Here is an 18,282-nt window from a genome sequence, read left to right on the forward strand (position 1 = left end):
CGCTTTTATGAGTGCAAAGCTTCAAACTCCTATAGATTATTTAAAAGGCGTTGGCCCCAATCGTGCCGATTTATTGCGCAAGGAGTTGGGCATTCACACGTATCAAGACTTAATCAACTTATTCCCAAATAGATACATAGACCGCACGCAGTATTACAAAATAAACCAATTGCAACGTAATAATGCCGATGTACAGATTATTGGCAAAATAACCGGTTTTAAAGAAGTGGCCCAGAAACGAGGAAAACGGTTGGTGGCGACTTTTCAAGACGATACGGGCACCATGGAATTGGTTTGGTTTAGAGGCCACAAGTGGATTCGGGACAGCCTGAAACCGAACAAACCCTACGTCGCTTTTGGTAAAACGAATTGGTTTTCCGGTAAATTTAACATGGCTCATCCCGATTTGGAGTTATTGGAAGACCACCAAAAAAACCTCAGCTCGGGAATGCAGGCCATTTATCCATCCACCGAAAAATTAACAAATAAAGGAATTAGTAATCGCGTGATGAGCAAAATCATGCAACAATTATTTATTGAAACTGGCGGAAAGTTTACTGAAACCTTGTCGGAAAATATATGCTCTGAATTAAAATTAATTTCGAAAAAAGATGCGCTTTTTAATGTGCATTTTCCGAAGAACCAAAACCTGCTTTCCAAGGCGCAATATCGATTAAAATTTGAGGAATTATTTTATATTCAATTGCAATTGATTCTGAAAAACCTCATCCACAAATCAAAAATAAAAGGCTTTCCTTTTGAAAAAGTGGGCGATTATTTCAACACTTTTTTTTCAACCCATTTACCCTTCCAATTAACCAATGCACAAAAACGTGTTTTAAAAGAAATTCGTGTCGATTTAGGTAGCAATGCACAAATGAATAGGTTATTACAAGGCGATGTGGGTTCTGGCAAGACCATAGTTGCGCTCATGTCAATGTTAATAGCACTTGACAACGGTTTTCAAGCCTGCTTAATGGCGCCGACTGAAATTTTGTCAGTCCAACACTATAACGGTTTAGTTGAGCAATGTAAAAGCCTAAATATCAGTATTAAACTATTAACAGGCTCAACTAAAACTTCAGATAGAAAAAAAATTCATGATTCATTAGAAAATGGCGAATTACAAATACTTATCGGCACCCATGCCCTACTTGAAGATAAGGTAAAATTTAAGAATTTGGGACTCGCCATTATCGATGAACAACATCGTTTTGGAGTAGCTCAAAGATCAAAATTGTGGAAAAAAAACACGTCTCCTCCACATATTTTAGTAATGACTGCCACACCAATTCCGCGCACCTTGGCCATGTCGCTTTATGGCGATTTGGACATTTCTGTTATTGATGAATTACCGCCCGGACGAAAGCCTGTAAAAACGGTTCACCGCTACGATAAAAATCGACTGAATGTATTTAGGTTTATCCGTGATGAAATCGATAAGGGCAGACAGATTTATATTGTTTATCCGTTAATTCAGGAAAGTTCTGCCCTGGATTATAAAGATTTGATGGATGGTTACGAAAGTATTTCCAGAGATTTCCCTATGCCAAAATATCAAATATCCATTGTTCACGGCAAAATGAAACCTGCCGATAAAGAATACGAAATGCAACGGTTTATAAAAGGCGAAACCCAAATTATGGTCGCCACAACAGTTATCGAGGTTGGTGTAAACGTGCCCAACGCCTCGGTAATGATTATTGAGAGCGCAGAACGTTTTGGATTGTCGCAACTGCATCAACTACGCGGTCGTGTGGGGCGCGGTGCAGAACAAAGCTACTGTATTTTAATGACTGGGCACAAACTGAGCAGCGATAGCAAAACGCGCATGGAAACCATGGTTAAAACCAATGACGGTTTCGAGATTGCCGAAGTCGATTTGCGTTTACGCGGTCCGGGAGATATTATGGGCACTCAGCAAAGCGGCGTTTTAAATTTAAAAATTGCCGATATTATTAAGGACAACGACATTTTACAAAGTGCTAGGTTTTATGCCAAAAAAGTGCTTCAAAACGACCAGACTTTATCAAAACCCGAAAACTCGGTTCTGTTAAATACTTATAAACAATTGGGCAAATACAAGAATATTTGGAATTATATCAGTTAAAAAGCCCAATCGGGTGGATTGAGCCTTAAGAACTGATTGTAGTTTGATTGATGAATGATGATTTGATTGATGATTTTTTTACATGGCGCCCAACTCTTTTAACAGTTTTTCTGAATTGGCCTTGACATTCGCTGGCGGATTGAGCGACAACGACTTTTTTAAATTTTTAATAGCATTTTTTTTATCTCCCATAATTTTATAACATTCACCCAAGCTGTCGTAACAATTCGCATTGGTGGGGTTATTGGCTATATTTTGTTTAAAGTATTTTAAGGCCCGGTCAAAATCTTTAACAGCAATCATTTGATAGCCCAAATTATTTAATTGATTGGTGTTCGCCATGGCCGCAGCTTCATCCGTTAGTGCAGCATATTCTTCAGTTTTTCCTAACTTATAAAGTATCTGTCCTTTTAGCGCTACATTATTAAACGTTTTTTGACTAAAGAATTGTCCCGCAATAGCAGCGTCAACCCAACTTAAAGCCTCATTAAGGTCGCCCCCGTTGTTTAGTGCGTAACGCGCCGCTTGCTCCCAATTCTGGCGTTGAAATCCGTCTTGCCCTTTAAATTTAGTTCTAAAATCGTTCAACACGATTTCTGTAACATCAAATGAAACATTAATGGGAAATCCTTTTTTCTCCCAAGCCAAAGTAGCCGTTGCGGTATTTGCATCAACGTTGTTAAACTCAAAAGTCAATAATTCGTGGTGTGGCACTGTAAGCGTTTTAATATCAGCTCGTAGAGCATCGTTGCTTTTATCGTAGAAAAAACTACCCCAAGCCTCTGCATCGTGCGATAAAATAAGTGTTGCCGTATTGTCTGCATTCACTTCAAAATGCAAACCGTAAGTCCCGGCTTTTATGGGTTTACCTTCAACTTTGGCATTATGCGAAAACGTAATGGTTGTATTTTCGTTGGCTCCAGCCCGCCATGGCGCTTCGGTAGCCGTTCCAAAGCCAAGGTTATTCATGCCATAAGGCACTAATTTCCCCCAAATTTCCCGACCATTTACACTTGGCCTTGAATAGGTTATTGAAACATCTGAAACACCTACACGTTGCGAAACCGTAGCTTGTTGGCTACCTCGCGGTGTGTTTAATTGGGCAAATGCACTGAAACTAAAAGTTAGCACCAGAAGCATACAAAATGTGGTAAGTTTGTTGTTTTTCATTTTTGATTGTCTTTAGTTTGTATCTCAAGGTAGAGACAAATTAAAACCGTTGGTGTTAGCATTTTGTTAAAGAAACGCAACCAACTGTTAATTAACTATTTATTAAGAAGAATTTACAGCACAAATCATCTCAAAGAGATTCCTTAAATTTGCTAGCCTTTTATAAAAAAAAGAATGATACACATTCACGAAAAAACATTACAGGACTTAGAGTTCTATACCGTATTACAACAGGTTAGCGAGCATTGTATAACACCTGTGGGTAACGATGAAGCACTTAAAATTTCGCCGTTTAAGAAAAAGGAAGAGCTGCAAGTTGCCTTACAGTTAACCAACGAGTATTTGTCTTCTTTTTACAACGATAACCGCATTCCTAACCACGGTTTTGATACGATTGCGAAAGAAATCAAGCTGTTACGCATTGAAAACACTTATCTTGAAGTACATAGTTTAAAGAAAATTGTATCGATTTCATTAACCGTAAACGATATTGTTCGCTATTTAAAAAAATTTGAGGAATACTATCCGGCATTAAACGAATACGCTTCGGATATAGAAGTCACCAAAGTTATTATTGAAAAAGTAGATGAAATTGTTGACCGTTTTGGCGATATAAAAGACAATGCTTCAACGCTACTTTTCGATTTACGACAAGCCATTAATAAAATAAAAGGTAAAATAAACGCCAGTTTTTCAACAGCTTTAAACACCTATCACAACCTTGAATATTTAGATGATATTCGGGAATCGGTAGTGGATAACAAACGTGTGTTGGCCGTAAAAGCGATGTACAGACGTAAAGTTAAGGGTGCCATTATGGGCGGTAGTAAAACTGGAAGCATTGTATATATTGAGCCCGAAACCACGCTGCAACATTCGCGCGAGCTTAATAATTTAGAATACGAAGAGCACGAAGAAGTAATACGCATTTTAAAAGAGGTGACTAATTTTATACGTCCGTTTACACCTTTATTAGAACAGTATCAAGCTTTTTTAATCGATATTGATGTGATTTCCGCGAAAGCGAAATACGCCAAATCCATGAACGGCATCCTTCCTGAAATCACAGAAGACCGAAGCATGTTTTTGCGCGATGCCTATCATCCGCTCCTCTATTTGAATAATTTAGAAAAGAAGGAAACCACATTTCCGCAGACCATTAAACTCAACCAAGACAGCAGGATTATAGTCATTTCCGGCCCCAATGCCGGCGGAAAAAGCATCACCCTAAAAACGGTTGGTTTACTGCAAGTTATGCTGCAAAGTGGTATGCTTATTCCGGTACACGAACGCAGCAAAGCATGCTTGTTCGATAGGGTTTTAAGTGATATTGGCGATAACCAGTCTATTGAAAACCATTTAAGCACCTACAGCTATCGCCTGAAACAAATGAATTATTTTTTAAAGAAGTGCAATAAAAACACACTTTTTTTAATCGATGAATTTGGCACGGGCAGCGACCCCGAATTGGGCGGCGCATTGGCCGAAACTTTTTTAGAGGAATTTTATCACCGTGAGGCTTTCGGCATTATTACAACCCATTATTCCAACTTAAAAATATTGGCCAACGAATTGCCGCACATGCTCAATGCCAATATGCTGTTTGATGAACGCACATTGGAGCCGCTTTTTAAACTTGTTATCGGTCAAGCCGGAAGCAGTTTTACCTTCGAGGTGGCTCAGAAAAATGGGATTCCGTACAGTTTAATCAATCGTGCAAAAAAGAAGATTGAGCGCAGTAAAGTCCGTTTTGATGCCACCATTGCAAAGCTTCAAAAAGAACGCTCGCGATTAGAAAAAACAGGACAATCTTTAAAATTAAATGAAAAGAAAAAGCTTGAAGAAGCCGATAAATTAGAAGAAATCAATGCGAAAATCCAGAAGAAACTAGAAAGCTATCAAGAGTTGTACGACAGCAATCAACGGTTAATTTATCTGGGGCAAAAACTAAACGATATTGCCGAAAAGTATTTTGAAAACAAGAAAAAGAAACCTTTAATGGACGAGCTTTTTAAGCTGGTTCAAATTGAGAATTCCAAACGTAAAAAAGTTTCCGCGAAAGCGAAAAAAGCAATTAAAGCAAAAGAAACGCAAGTAAAAAAAGAGGCCGATAAAAAAGTGGCTGTTATTAGAAAAAAGAAAAAGGCTGCCAAACAAAAAGCCATAGCAACACCTAAACCAAAACCCGTTTTAAAAGTGGGCGACCGCGTTAGGATGGAGGATGGACGAGCCATTGGCAGCATTGATAAAATTGAAAAAAACAAAGCCACAGTTAACTATGGCTTGTTTACTACCAACGTAAGTTTAGAGCAATTGGAATTGGTGGAGGCAAAAAAATAACAGCCAGCACCAAGTTGTTGAATCTACAACTTTAGGTGCCAACTGTATTGACTAAAAATAATGTACTTATTAATAAATTCTCCAGAAATAATAATAGGCCCTAAACTCACTACCTGGTAATTCTTCTAAATCTATACGTTCATAATCAATATCATCTTTATCCAGATTACCATCATTATTTATATCCATTATTTGATTTACATCCTTTAAATACACCTTCCTCGTTTCTTTCCCAAAATATTCCGGATCAAAAGCCCCGTTACTTTCATAAAACTCTGCATAGAGCTTAATATAATCATTATTAACATCCGGCTTATAGAGTTCTACTTCTGCAAACTTATTATTAATGCCCACAAATTGATCTTCTTCAACCTCTAATGCCGGATCTGAGTTGTAGTGTTTTTTAAATTCCTCAACAACCTCTCCTCCTTGATAGATACCAATTTCTATGTCTCCGTAAATCTCTAAATTGTTTTCACCTTCATGCTTTTTAGGTTTAATGCCATGCAACCCAATATAAAATCTTTGATATGCTTCATAACAGGTTCTTATATTATATTCACTAGACAGTACCACGTTAGCCACTGGAAACCCTTTTCTAACATACCTTAGCGTATATCCTAATGGCGCACCAGGTGAATCGATTGAATACTCACCTCCCTCAGTGATATAATTGTACACACCTTCTGGTCCGGTAACAACTTGTGCCGCATCACCAGAAGAACCTCCAACAACCAAAGCTTTAACAGTTGAACTGTTCCAAAAGCCCTGATGCTCACCTTGTCCGTTTACTTCCCCTCCTGAAAAAGCCGCGTTAAATGCTGCTTGTGTATCTGTAAACTTAGAGTTAGTCTCAACAGTATATATTAACATACGCCCGTATTTTACTGATGAAACAATTACAGGGCTTGTAGAATTTAAATTGGGAACATCTGTAAACAGTTTCCCTGGGTTTTCACTCTCCTCGATTGTTAAATCGATAGTATAGTATACCTGCAAATACTTGATAATATACTTATATTTTTTTTCTGAGCTATTGAAGTTAAATGACCCTGAGACACTATTTTTTCCTTTGGTATAGCTTGCTCCTAGAGCAATATTTAAGTGTTCCTCTGAATAAACTTCTTCTGTAGTAAAATTAACTTTTGCTGCTGTAGAACCTGTTACACCTTGTTGCAACATATCTTTTACACCTTCTCTAACCGTATTAATATTAGGATTTTCAATACGAGCAGAAGGCTTACCATTTAAGTTTTCTAATGAAACAGATAAGGTTATTGGGGCTCTACCCCCAGTAATACCAATATATTCTCCAGTAGGAATAGATTCGCCTTTTAGCATAGCGCCCGGATAAATAACATCACTGGTAGGATCTAATAAAATCATTTCACTAAAACCAGGCGACATTTTATATTTTTTTACAACACACTCATTAGTTTGTCCGTCGCGTTCTGGATTACTTTCTTCTATAAGTTCTACTCCCGAAACTTCTGGTTGATTAAATTCTGATAAACCTGCCAATAAATCGTTTATAGTTTGTATGATTTCACCTGAGGCCTTTCCATTATCAACACTTTCCTCACTACATCCTGTGAAGGAAAATAGTGTAAGAACAGAAAGTGTTGTGTAAATACTTTTTTTGATTGTTAATAGCTTTGTTTTCATAATTTCTAATTTTTGTGATTCAACACTTCAAAACTAGATAGGAATACAACTGAAAACTAATTTTTGGTATGGACAAAGTATGGACAAGGTAGTTTTTACTATTATGGACAAGTTGAAAACCGTAATTAAAAATAAAAAATCAAATAACTGAAAATCACATACTTAACACAATATTAAGTTTCCTAATGGCTAAAAATACATAGACACACTATGGACGTAGCACAAATCAAAAAATAGACATATACTATTTTAAATATATTTAATAATTACCTTAGTAATAGCTTAATTAACTTAATTATGAAAAAATCAACCTCACTTTTATTACTTTTTGCTTTAATTATTTATCCGCTTAATGCACAAAACACAACATTTATAGACAGTCTTAAAAAACAACTTTCAACTCAAAAAGATAATTCAATTGAGAAAGTAAATACGCTAACTTGGTTACATGAAAAATTAATGTTTTCAAAACCAGAAGAAGCTAAATCCTATGCTGATGAAGTTTTATCAATATCAAAAAAAATTAATTACGATGAAGGAATTGCAAAAGGCTATATGCATTTGGGACATTACTTTAGTAATAGAAGTAAAAATGATTCGGCATTATATTACTTACAGAAAGCTAAAGAAAAATTTACTGAATTAGAAAAAACCAGAGGTGTCATTTTTATAAATCATTCTTTGTCTGACATCATGAAAATTAAAGGTAACTATGATGAAGCCATCAAATTAGCAAAAGATAATTTAAACTTAATTTTAAACAATCCAGAACCCAAAAAACTTCAATTTAAGCTTATTGGAGGGCAACATGCCCTAATTTCAAACATTTACATAAAAAAAGGAAATTACAATATAGCTCTAACCGAAGCTTTAACTGCTTTAAAGTATTTTGAAGAAATTAATCACTTAACACGAAAAGCTGATGTTTTAAAACAAATAGGAGACATTGAACTGATATTAAATAATCCCTCATCAGCTAAAGCATATTTTAATCAGGCTATAAAAATATATGAAGATTTTGATGATAAAATGTATATGGCCTATGCGTATAACTCGAAAGGACAAGCCAATAAATCATTAGGTATGATTGACAATGCTTTTGAAGATCAAAATCGTGCAGTAGCTTTAGCACGAGAGATTAATGATAAATCATCCTTAAGTGGTGCTTTGATAGATTTAGGTGCATTATATACCATTAAAAACGATTTAAAAAAAGCAAATAAGGTATTAGATGAAGCTAATAAACTGAGTAAAGAAGAGGATATAAAACAAAATATTATTTATAGTTATTTAGGGCTCTCTGAAGTTATGCATAAGAATAATAAACCAAATGAAGCATTAAAAAAACTTGAAAAAGCCATTTCTATTGCCAAATCCATAGAAGCATTACCAGGACTCCAAGATTTGTATGATTATAAATCCAAAATTTTAGAAGCCATCAATAAAAACAAAGAAGCCATTTTCTATTTAAAAGCATCACAAAGTATTAACGACTCCCTTTTTAGCATAAAAAAATCACAACAAATTGAAGAGCTAAAAACCATCTACGAAACCGAAAAAAAAGAAACAGAAATAGCTTTACAAGAAGAAGAAATTAAAACACTTAATGTACAAGCCAAAAATGACAAACTCACAAAAACAGTTTATGGTATTGGTATGTTTTCATTTATCGCCATTGCTGGACTAATCTTTTTTAGTTTTAAACAGCGTATTAAGAAAAATAACATTGAACGCGAAAAACAAGAAGCCATTTACCAACAAGAAATTGAATTCAAAAAGAAAGAGCTTGCCTCACAAACGTTACACTTAGTTCAAAAAAACACGTTTATTCAAGAACTTAAAGAGAATTTAGAGAAAATAAAGCAATCACCCGAATTATTTAAAGTGGAATTTAGGCGCCTGGTCTTGCTGCTTAAAAAAGAAAGTGCCGAAGATAAAGATTGGGAGATTTTTAAATCCTATTTCTCTGAAGTGCACAACAACTTTGATATTAAACTTAAAGAAATTTATGCAGACATCACTGAAAAGGAAATTCGCCTAGCATCGTTTTTACGTATGAATCTGTCCACCAAAGAAATTGCCTCTATGCTTAATGTGCTGCCAGAAAGCGTTTTGAAATCGAAATACCGACTAAAAAAGAAACTAAACCTAAACAAAGAAACCGATTTGAATGGGTTTTTAAATAGCCTATAAAGCCGTATCTTTGTACTGTCATTCTGAGCTTTTAAAAAGCGTGAGAATCTTATTAAATAAAACTATAATTTAAAAGGTTGTCTCGTCATCCCACCTCGCAATGGCGAACTATTATGGTAGATATTCCAAAAAACAAAAAACTCATTCTTTTTGATGGCGTTTGCAACCTATGCAACAACAGCGTGCAATATGTTATAAAACACGACAAAAACAATCTATTTATGTTTACCGCTTTACAGAGCGATGCGGGAAAAGCTATAATTGAAGCTTATAACATAGATACGGAAAAAACAGATTCCATATTGCTTTACTCGCCCGAAAAAGGTATTGATTATAAAAGTACGGCAGCTTTAAAAATAGCTTCAAAATTAGGGTTTCCCATTAATGCAATGAGCGTTTTTTTTATTGTTCCAACCTTTATTCGCAATTGGGCTTACGACTACATTGCTAAAAACAGATATAAATGGTACGGCAAAAAGGAAGCTTGCATGATTCCTACGCCCGAATTAAAAAATAAGTTTTTAGAGTAAATGTGTTTATAAACCTAACTTTCTTGCTACCATAAAATAAAAAGAATTTACGATAAATTTTATCCTAAAAAGAACACCTTAAAAAATGCAATTATTAATTGTGCATTATTAATTATTAATTATCTTTGCAGCCAATTTCGGGTCAACCTCTGGCGAGAATCGTGAATGTTGTTCTGAATTAACAATCAATTAAATATAAAGATATGGAATCTTTAGTAAAATTTGTTCAAGACGAATTTGTAACAAAAAAAGAATTACCAGAATTTGCAGCTGGTGACACAATTACAGTTTATTACGAAATTAAAGAGGGAAACAAAACACGTACGCAGTTTTTTAGAGGTACGGTAATCCAACGAAGAGGAACTGGTACTTCAGAAACTTTTACAATTAGAAAAATGTCAGGATCAATTGGTGTAGAGCGTATCTTCCCAATTAACTTACCGGCATTACAAAAAATTGAAGTTAATAAACGTGGATCTGTTCGTAGAGCAAGAATCTTCTACTTTAGAGGTCTTACAGGTAAGAAAGCTAGAATTAGAGAACGCAGACGCTAATCCTATTTTTACCAAAACATATAAAGCCTTGACATTTGTCAGGGCTTTTTTTTTATTAACTTTTGTTAATAAGTGATGTTTATAAGTGGTTGATATATAAACGCTTAAAAATTTTTGTAATTTAATATACGGTTATATATTAGCAGAAGAAATTAATAGCAACCTCGGTTGATTTCGTTTAAAAGCGAATTTATATTAAGGTCTAAAATAGAGTAACGTTCTTTATATACAATTGTTTTTTGAGGTTTGGATGTGCCACGTGTATGCGTGTGTGAGCAGAAAACCATGACGCTGTAAAAAGTCCCAGATGCGCAAGTAGATGGTATCTAGTACAGCCGAAAGCTTGAAAAAGTAGCCGTTAACGAAAGAAAACGCTATAACTAAAGCAATGCTTGGAGTTTACCAAACATGAAAATGAATGGCTAGCTGCAATGTATCAAGAAAAACAATTAACTGAAACATTTTGGTAATAGGTCAATACATTTTGAAAATTACAACACAGAATGTTTCATTGAAATAATAGTGCTTGAATTGAAAAAGGTTTTATGAAAATTAAAACCACCTTAGTAGCAATACTAATAGATCACGTAACGTTATTTCAAAGAAAGCCATGTCAGAGTAGATTAAATTCTACAGTGATATGGCTTTTGTTTTTAATAATTTCAGCACTTCTTTTTTATCAATTTCTTACAGGCTTTATCCTTTTTTATCATTCTAGTAAATCCGTAAAAACTACTTGGTTTCGTCAAGATTTTAAAATTCAATTTTTGTATATTCGCATCGCGAAAAACGCTAGCGTTAATTCTACAGCAATTATTCGAGTAATAAATCTTTAAAATCACATGGCGAATGTCTAAAATTATCTATACCAAAACTGATGAAGCTCCAGCTTTAGCAACCCGTTCTTTTTTACCCATCGTAAAGACTTTTGTTAAATCCTCTGGAATTGAAATTGAAACTAAGGATATTTCTTTAGCGGCAAGAATTTTATCAGCTTTCCCAGATTTTTTAAATGAAGACCAACGTGTTTCAGACGATTTAGCTTTTTTAGGAAAGCTAGCCAAAAAACCTGAAGCCAATATTATAAAACTACCAAACATTAGCGCATCAATTCCGCAATTAACAGCGGCCATCACTGAACTGCAATCGCAAGGGTTTGGTATTCCCAATTATCCGGACGAACCTAAAACCGATTCGGAAAAAGACATAAAATCACGTTACGACAAAATAAAAGGTAGCGCGGTAAATCCCGTGTTACGCGAAGGAAACTCCGATAGACGTGCGCCAAAAGCTGTAAAAAACTACGCCAAAAAAAATCCACACACCATGGGGGCTTGGTCCAGCGATTCTAAAACTCATGTAGCCACAATGAGCCATGGCGATTTTGCGCATAACGAGAAATCCGCAACTTTAGAAAACGCTACATCTGTAAAAATAGAGCATACCGATACCAAAGGGAACACCACCATTTTAAAAGACAATTTAGCATTGTTACAAGGCGAAATTATTGATGCTTCGGTGATGAGCAAAAATGCTTTATTGCAGTTTTTAGAAGAACAGGTTACCGACGCCAAAGAAAAAAACGTATTGTTTTCGCTACACATGAAGGCCACTATGATGAAGGTTTCAGACCCTATTATTTTTGGTCATGCAGTACGTGTTTTCTTTAAAGATGTTTTTGCCAAACATGGGGAAACATTCGAAAAAATCGGTGTTGATGTCAATAATGGTTTTGGAGATTTACTTAACGATTTAAAAAAATTACCCGAAGCTAAGCGAAACGAAATAGAAGCAGATATCAAAGCAGCTTTTTCAAATGGTCCAGATTTAGCCATGGTAAATAGCGATAAAGGCATTACCAATTTGCACGTTCCAAGTGACGTGATTATTGATGCCTCTATGCCAGCCATGATTAGAACGTCGGGTCAGATGTGGAATGCCGAAGGGAAACAACAAGACACCAAAGCCGTAATTCCGGATAGTAGTTATGCAGGTATTTACACGGCAACTATCGATTTTTGCAAAAAACATGGTGCTTTCGACCCAACAACTATGGGAACGGTTCCAAACGTGGGATTGATGGCTCAAAAGGCCGAAGAATACGGATCGCACGATAAAACTTTTGAAATCGCTACAAACGGTACAGTACGTGTTATTGATACTTCAGGAAAAACCTTAATAGAGCACACCGTTGAAGCCGGAGACATTTGGCGCATGTGCCAAGTTAAGGATGCTCCAATTCAGGATTGGGTAAAACTAGCTGTTACACGTGCTAGAGCATCTCAAACTCCAGCGGTTTTTTGGTTGGATAAAAACAGAGCTCACGATGCAGAACTTATTAAAAAAGTAAACACCTATTTAAAGGATCATGATACAAACGGATTGGATTTAAGAATTTTATCACCAACCGATGCCACCATTTTTACTTGCGAAAGGTTGAAGGATGGTAAAGACACCATTTCGGTTTCCGGAAATGTATTACGTGATTATTTAACCGATTTATTCCCCATTCTTGAAGTTGGAACCAGTGCAAAAATGCTATCGATTGTACCTTTAATGAATGGCGGCGGCTTGTTTGAAACCGGTGCGGGTGGTTCGGCGCCAAAACACGTTCAACAATTGCTAAAAGAAAACCACTTACGTTGGGATTCTTTAGGTGAATTTTTAGCACTTGCCGTTTCACTCGAGCATTTTAGCGAAGTAAACAAAAATGCAAAAGCTAAAATATTAAGTGAGACTTTAGATGATGCCACCGAAAAACTATTAGAAAACAAAAAAGGACCATCGCGTAAAGCAGGCGAGTTGGACAATAGAGGAAGCCATTTTTACTTGGCATTGTATTGGGCACAGGAATTGGCGAATCAGAATAATGATAACGCTTTAAAAGAAGAGTTTTCAACATTAGCAAAACAATTAGAAGAAAACGAGGCCGTAATTACTAATGAACTCATTGAAATCCAAGGCAAGCCAGCAAACATTGGCGGTTACTACGAGCCCGACGAAACATTAATAAACCAAGTAATGCGACCAAGCAAAACGCTTAACAGCATCATATAAAACAAAAGGATATATTTTGTAAAAAGCCCCTAAAATTAGGGGCTTTTTTATATTTTTATAAAAAAATTGCTTTATGAAACACCTTGTGTTATGGGCAACCACTGCCCTATTTTTTTATAGTTTCTCCCTAAATGCACAAGAAAAGTTTACTTTAAGCGGTATCATTTCAGAAGAAAAAAGCAACGAAACACTTATTGGTGTCAACATTATCTTTCCGGAAATAGGCACCGGAACCTCAACCAACGCCTATGGTTTTTACTCCATCACACTACCAAAAGGTACATATCAAATAGTTATAAGCTATTTGGGTTACACCACAATAACCGACACCGTTGCGTTAAACAGCGACATTACAAAGCATATAAGCTTAGTTGAATCTCTCGAAAGTTTAGATGAAGTTATCATCACCGAAAACATTGAAAAACTAAGTATAAAAAAACCGCAAATGAGTGTTAACACCTTAACCTCAAGCACCATAAAAAATATTCCTGTCGTTTTAGGCGAAGCCGATATTATTAAAGCCATTACTTTGCTGCCAGGAGTAACCAATGCTGGTGAAGCCTCATCTGGTTTTAACGTGAGAGGCGGTTCTGCAGATCAAAATTTGATTCTATTGGATGAGGCAATCATATACAACTCATCGCATCTATTTGGTTTCTTTTCGGTTTTTAACCCCGATGCCATTAAGGATTTACGTTTATACAAAGGCGGTATTCCTGCGCGCTACGGTGGGCGGGTGTCGTCGGTTTTAGATATTTATCAAAAAGAAGGAAATAGCAAAGCGTTTCATTTAAATGGCGGTATTGGTATTGTGGCGAGCAGATTACTTGCCGAGGGCCCTATTAAAAAAGACAAAGGATCTTTTCTTTTTGGTGGCAGATCGAGTTATGCACATTTGTTTTTACCGCTTTTCGATATTAATAACATTGCTTATTTTTATGATTTAAACACAAAACTAAGCTATAAGTTAAACGACCGAAACAACATTTATGTATCTGGTTATTTTGGTAGGGATGTGTTTAGAATAGAAGACTCTTTTGAAAACATCTATGGAAATTCGGTATTTAATTTTAGATGGAATCATTTGTTTTCAGATAAACTATTTTCTAATTTATCTTTAATTTACTCTGACTATTATTACAATTTAAAGCTCAGCTTTGTTGAATTTGATTGGATTTCCGGGATTCAGAATGTCAATGTAAAATACGATTTAAAACATTATTTAAACGATACATTTAAACTGCAGTACGGTTTAAATAGTATTTATTACAAATTCAATCCTGGGGAAATAAACCCTACTGTGGAGACTTCGGGCATCAACCCTTTTAAACTTATCGATAAATACGCTTTTGAAAACGCCCTGTATTTAGATGCCGAACATAAAGTGTCTGATAAATTGGCGTTGTCATTCGGTTTAAGATTGAGTTCATTTTTCCGTTTAGGACAAGACGAACTTAATGTTTATGCGAATAATCAACCTGTAGTTTTTAATGAAGATTTTCAAATTTACGAAAAGGCAAACCCCACCGATACCGACTCATTTAAACGTATTGAGGTCATTGCAAAATTCTACAATTTAGAACCCCGGTTTTCAGCAGCGTATCAAATCAATTCAAACAGTTCTGTAAAAGCCAGCTATAATCGTATGAGTCAATATTTGCATTTATTGTCCAACACCAACTCGCCAACACCTTTGGATGTTTGGACGCCCAGTGGGAAATATGTAAAACCTCAATTGTTAAACCAATATGCTTTCGGATACTTTAAAAATTTTAAAAACGATGCCTATTCATTGGAAATTGAAACCTTTTATAAAACCATAAAAAACAGGATAGACTATATTGATGGTGCCGATTTAATAGCAAACAACGCCATCGAGCAAGTGATTCTTAACGGTAAGGCAAGAGCTTACGGACTGGAATTTCTATTAAGAAAAAACAAAGGCCGGTTTAAAGGTTGGTTGGCTTACACACTTTCAAAATCCGAGCAACAAACAAAAGGCAGAACACCAAATGAATTGGGCATTAACAACGGAAATTGGTACAACACGCCTTACGATAAAACGCACGACATCTCTTTAACGGGAAGCTACAAACTGAATGACCGATGGGAAATTAACTCAAATTTCCTATTTCAAACCGGGCAACCCGCAACATTTCCAAACGGACAATATGTTTACAATGGCATTAATATTCCCAATTACGGTGCACGAAACAAAAACAGATTGCCCGCTTACAACCGATTGGATGTTTCGTTAAAGTATCAACCAAAACAAGATAAAAATAAAAGGTGGAAAAGCCATTGGGTTTTTGGGGTTTACAATATTTATAATCGTAAAAACGCTACATCCATAAATTTTAGTCAAAGCACCACAACAGGGTCAAACGAAGCAACGCGTTTATCTATATTTGGCATCGTTCCGTCAATATCCTATAATTTTAAGCTTTAAGTTTATGAAAAAATCAATTTACATAATGCTATTTATCTCAATTAGTCTGTCCTGCGAAGATGTTATTCAAGTAGATTTGGAAACAGCCCCAACCAGATTGGTTATTGATGCTTCTTTAAATTGGGAAAAAGGCACCAACGGAAACATGCAGCACATAAAACTGTCGCTTACAGCACCTTTTTTTGATGACGATATTCCGCCTGCAACAGGAGCCATTGTAAGCGTTACCGATTCAAATAGCAATACATTTAATTTTATTGAAGAAGGCACTACGGGTATTTACAAAACCGACTTGTTTATCCCCGAAATTAACGGTGAATACACACTAAATATTATTTATAAAAACGATACGTATAGTGCCACAGAAACCCTTAAACCGGTAACCCCCATTGAGTTTGTTGAGCAAAAGAACGATGGCGGTTTTGCTGGCGACGAAATAGAAATTAAAGCCTTTTACACCGACCCAAAGAATATTGAAAACTATTATTTATTCGAGTTTAGAAAACCAGTGGTAAATACAATAAATCTTGAAGTTTACGATGATGAATTTACAGACGGCAATCAGATTTTTGCTTTTTATTCCGACGAAAATCTATTAAGTGGCGACCAGTTGGAAATTATAAGTTATGGGATTTCCAGTCGGACTTACAACTATTTGAACATTTTGCTTCAACAAACCGATAACGAATCTGGCGACCCTTTTGAAACCCAACCAGCAACCGTTAGAGGCAATTGTGTGAATGTAACCAACCCAAACAACTATCCGTTGGGGTATTTTAGGGTTTCGGAAGCACATATTTTTTCTTACGTTGTTGAGTAGCCTTTTTGTTTGCAATATACTATTATGGCTTAGTTTTTGATGCTAAAAGATGTAAATTAAAAAATTTAAGACGATATTAACTAAAATAAAATCTTACAACAATAATTTTTATATACTTTTAACAACCATCAACCAAGACACAAAAAAACATGACTAAAAAAAGAATCGCCTACGTAATTGGGGCTATCGTTTTAATTGTAATTGCCTATTCGTTTTTTAATTCCAGTGCCGACAAAGATGCTTCACTTACTGCCAAGGTAACAAAAGGAACTTTTTTAAATGAAGTTTTTATTTCCGGCGAAGCGCAATCTACAAGTTCAAAAAAAATTAATGGCCCTACCAATGCTAGGAGATTTGGTATTTTTAATATTAAAATACAAGATTTAGTTCCCGAAGGTACCATTGTAAAAAAGGGAGATTATATTGGCAAACTAGACGTATCGGAACTTAACGGAAAAATACTCGATGCCCAACTAAATTTGGATAAAGCCCAATCAAGATTCACACAGCAACAACTGGATACCACGCTTACCCTAAAACAAGAACGCAATTCCATTAAAGATTTGCTATTTAATATTGAAGAAGATAGTTTAGAATTAGAGCGTTCTATTTATGAGCCGCCAGCAACCATCAGATCCTTAGAAATCAAAATTGAAAAAACCGCTAGGGATTTAAAGGAAAAAAAAGCAGACTATTCCATAAAAAAGAGGCAAGCCAATGCTAAAATGATTGAGGTTGGCACTGAGGTTTCTAAAATTTCCAAACGCATTGAAGAATTAATGCAATTGCAAAAAGAATTCACCATTCATTCTGATGATGAAGGGATGGTAACTTACGTAAAGGAATGGAATGGTACCAAAAAGAAAGTAGGTTCCACGGTATCCCCATGGGAGCCCGCTATTGCCAGCTTACCCGATTTAACAAAAATGGAGTCGAGAACTTACAGTAATGAGGTTGACATTAGAAAGATAAAAAAAGACCTGCCTGTAAAAGTAGGTTTTGATGCTTTCCCGGATATTGAGCTTGATGGCATTGTAACCGACGTGGCTAATGTGGGCGAGACTAAAGCAGGCTCCGACATTAAACTTTTTCAGGTTTTAATAAAACTAAATGAAACCAATGAGAATATAAGACCCGGCATGACAACATCCAACAAAATACTGATTAACAAAAAGGAGGATGTTTTAATGATTCCGTTAGAAGCCGTTTTTGCTAAAGATTCTATTAGTTATACCTATGTAAAATCAGGATTGGCCATTGACAAAAAGCAAGTCGAGTTGGGGCCTTCTAATAACGAGGTTGTCATTATTCAAAAAGGATTAAAGGAAAATGATATTGTTTATTTAAATAGACCCATAGATTTAGATAATAAAAGTATAACGCTATTGAAATAA

11 protein-coding genes are annotated in these 18,282 nt (G+C 35.6%); 9 read left to right on the forward strand and 2 right to left on the reverse strand.

Annotated elements, in window-relative coordinates; translation table 11 throughout:
* Positions 1-7: 7 nt before the first annotated feature.
* Positions 8-2,110, forward strand: coding sequence for an ATP-dependent DNA helicase RecG (recG, locus tag RNZ46_RS00635; RefSeq protein WP_316983465.1), 2,103 nt, complete (start codon positions 8-10; stop codon positions 2,108-2,110).
* A 78-nt stretch (positions 2,111-2,188) separates the two neighbouring features.
* Here the strand turns inward: recG and RNZ46_RS00640 are convergent, their stop codons facing one another.
* Positions 2,189-3,280 (reverse strand): DUF2911 domain-containing protein, encoded by a 1,092-nt coding sequence (locus tag RNZ46_RS00640; protein ID WP_316983466.1) that lies wholly within the window; start codon positions 3,278-3,280, stop codon positions 2,189-2,191.
* 174 nt (positions 3,281-3,454) lie between these two features.
* Here RNZ46_RS00640 and RNZ46_RS00645 point away from each other — a divergent pair, with 174 nt between their 5' ends.
* Positions 3,455-5,620, forward strand: coding sequence for an endonuclease MutS2 (locus RNZ46_RS00645; RefSeq protein WP_316983467.1), 2,166 nt, complete (start codon positions 3,455-3,457; stop codon positions 5,618-5,620).
* A 69-nt stretch (positions 5,621-5,689) separates the two neighbouring features.
* Here RNZ46_RS00645 and RNZ46_RS00650 read toward each other — a convergent pair whose 3' ends face one another.
* On the reverse strand, positions 5,690-7,285 hold the full coding sequence (locus RNZ46_RS00650) for a thiol-activated cytolysin family protein (RefSeq protein ID WP_316983468.1): 1,596 nt from the start codon (positions 7,283-7,285) through the stop codon (positions 5,690-5,692).
* A gap of 297 nt (positions 7,286-7,582) precedes the next feature.
* Here RNZ46_RS00650 and RNZ46_RS00655 point away from each other — a divergent pair, with 297 nt between their 5' ends.
* The 7 genes from RNZ46_RS00655 (at position 7,583) to RNZ46_RS00685 (ending at position 18,282) form a co-directional block, all read left to right on the forward strand.
* Positions 7,583-9,478, forward strand: a complete 1,896-nt coding sequence (locus RNZ46_RS00655) for a tetratricopeptide repeat protein (protein WP_316983469.1) — start codon at positions 7,583-7,585, stop codon at positions 9,476-9,478.
* 113 nt (positions 9,479-9,591) lie between these two features.
* Positions 9,592-10,008: a thiol-disulfide oxidoreductase DCC family protein gene (locus tag RNZ46_RS00660; protein WP_316985011.1), complete on the forward strand. Its 417-nt coding sequence runs from the start codon at positions 9,592-9,594 to the stop codon at positions 10,006-10,008.
* Between the two features lie 203 nt (positions 10,009-10,211).
* A complete protein-coding gene (rplS, locus tag RNZ46_RS00665) occupies positions 10,212-10,562 on the forward strand; it encodes a 50S ribosomal protein L19 (protein ID WP_316983470.1) in 351 nt (116 codons plus the stop codon).
* Between the two features lie 849 nt (positions 10,563-11,411).
* A complete protein-coding gene (locus tag RNZ46_RS00670) occupies positions 11,412-13,619 on the forward strand; it encodes an NADP-dependent isocitrate dehydrogenase (protein ID WP_316983471.1) in 2,208 nt (735 codons plus the stop codon).
* Positions 13,620-13,692: 73 nt separating this feature from the next.
* Positions 13,693-16,068, forward strand: a complete 2,376-nt coding sequence (locus tag RNZ46_RS00675) for a TonB-dependent receptor (RefSeq protein ID WP_316983472.1) — start codon at positions 13,693-13,695, stop codon at positions 16,066-16,068.
* 4 nt (positions 16,069-16,072) lie between these two features.
* Positions 16,073-16,888 (forward strand): DUF4249 domain-containing protein, encoded by an 816-nt coding sequence (locus RNZ46_RS00680; protein WP_316983473.1) that lies wholly within the window; start codon positions 16,073-16,075, stop codon positions 16,886-16,888.
* Between the two features lie 149 nt (positions 16,889-17,037).
* Positions 17,038-18,282: an efflux RND transporter periplasmic adaptor subunit gene (locus tag RNZ46_RS00685; RefSeq protein ID WP_316983474.1), complete on the forward strand. Its 1,245-nt coding sequence runs from the start codon at positions 17,038-17,040 to the stop codon at positions 18,280-18,282.

It is taken from the genome of Hwangdonia lutea (assembly GCF_032814565.1).
GTDB classification, from domain to species: domain Bacteria; phylum Bacteroidota; class Bacteroidia; order Flavobacteriales; family Flavobacteriaceae; genus Hwangdonia; species Hwangdonia lutea.

Bases quoted from the DNA above. Each gene is read 5' to 3' on its own strand.
- recG (WP_316983465.1), top strand. From the start codon at position 8: ATGAGTGCAAAGCTTCAAACTCCTATAGATTATTTAAAAGGCGTTGGC.
- RNZ46_RS00640 (WP_316983466.1), bottom strand. From the start codon at position 3,280: ATGAAAAACAACAAACTTACCACATTTTGTATGCTTCTGGTGCTAACT.
- RNZ46_RS00645 (WP_316983467.1), top strand. From the start codon at position 3,455: ATGATACACATTCACGAAAAAACATTACAGGACTTAGAGTTCTATACC.
- RNZ46_RS00650 (WP_316983468.1), bottom strand. From the start codon at position 7,285: ATGAAAACAAAGCTATTAACAATCAAAAAAAGTATTTACACAACACTT.
- RNZ46_RS00655 (WP_316983469.1), top strand. From the start codon at position 7,583: ATGAAAAAATCAACCTCACTTTTATTACTTTTTGCTTTAATTATTTAT.
- RNZ46_RS00660 (WP_316985011.1), top strand. From the start codon at position 9,592: ATGGTAGATATTCCAAAAAACAAAAAACTCATTCTTTTTGATGGCGTT.
- rplS (WP_316983470.1), top strand. From the start codon at position 10,212: ATGGAATCTTTAGTAAAATTTGTTCAAGACGAATTTGTAACAAAAAAA.
- RNZ46_RS00670 (WP_316983471.1), top strand. From the start codon at position 11,412: ATGTCTAAAATTATCTATACCAAAACTGATGAAGCTCCAGCTTTAGCA.
- RNZ46_RS00675 (WP_316983472.1), top strand. From the start codon at position 13,693: ATGAAACACCTTGTGTTATGGGCAACCACTGCCCTATTTTTTTATAGT.
- RNZ46_RS00680 (WP_316983473.1), top strand. From the start codon at position 16,073: ATGAAAAAATCAATTTACATAATGCTATTTATCTCAATTAGTCTGTCC.
- RNZ46_RS00685 (WP_316983474.1), top strand. From the start codon at position 17,038: ATGACTAAAAAAAGAATCGCCTACGTAATTGGGGCTATCGTTTTAATT.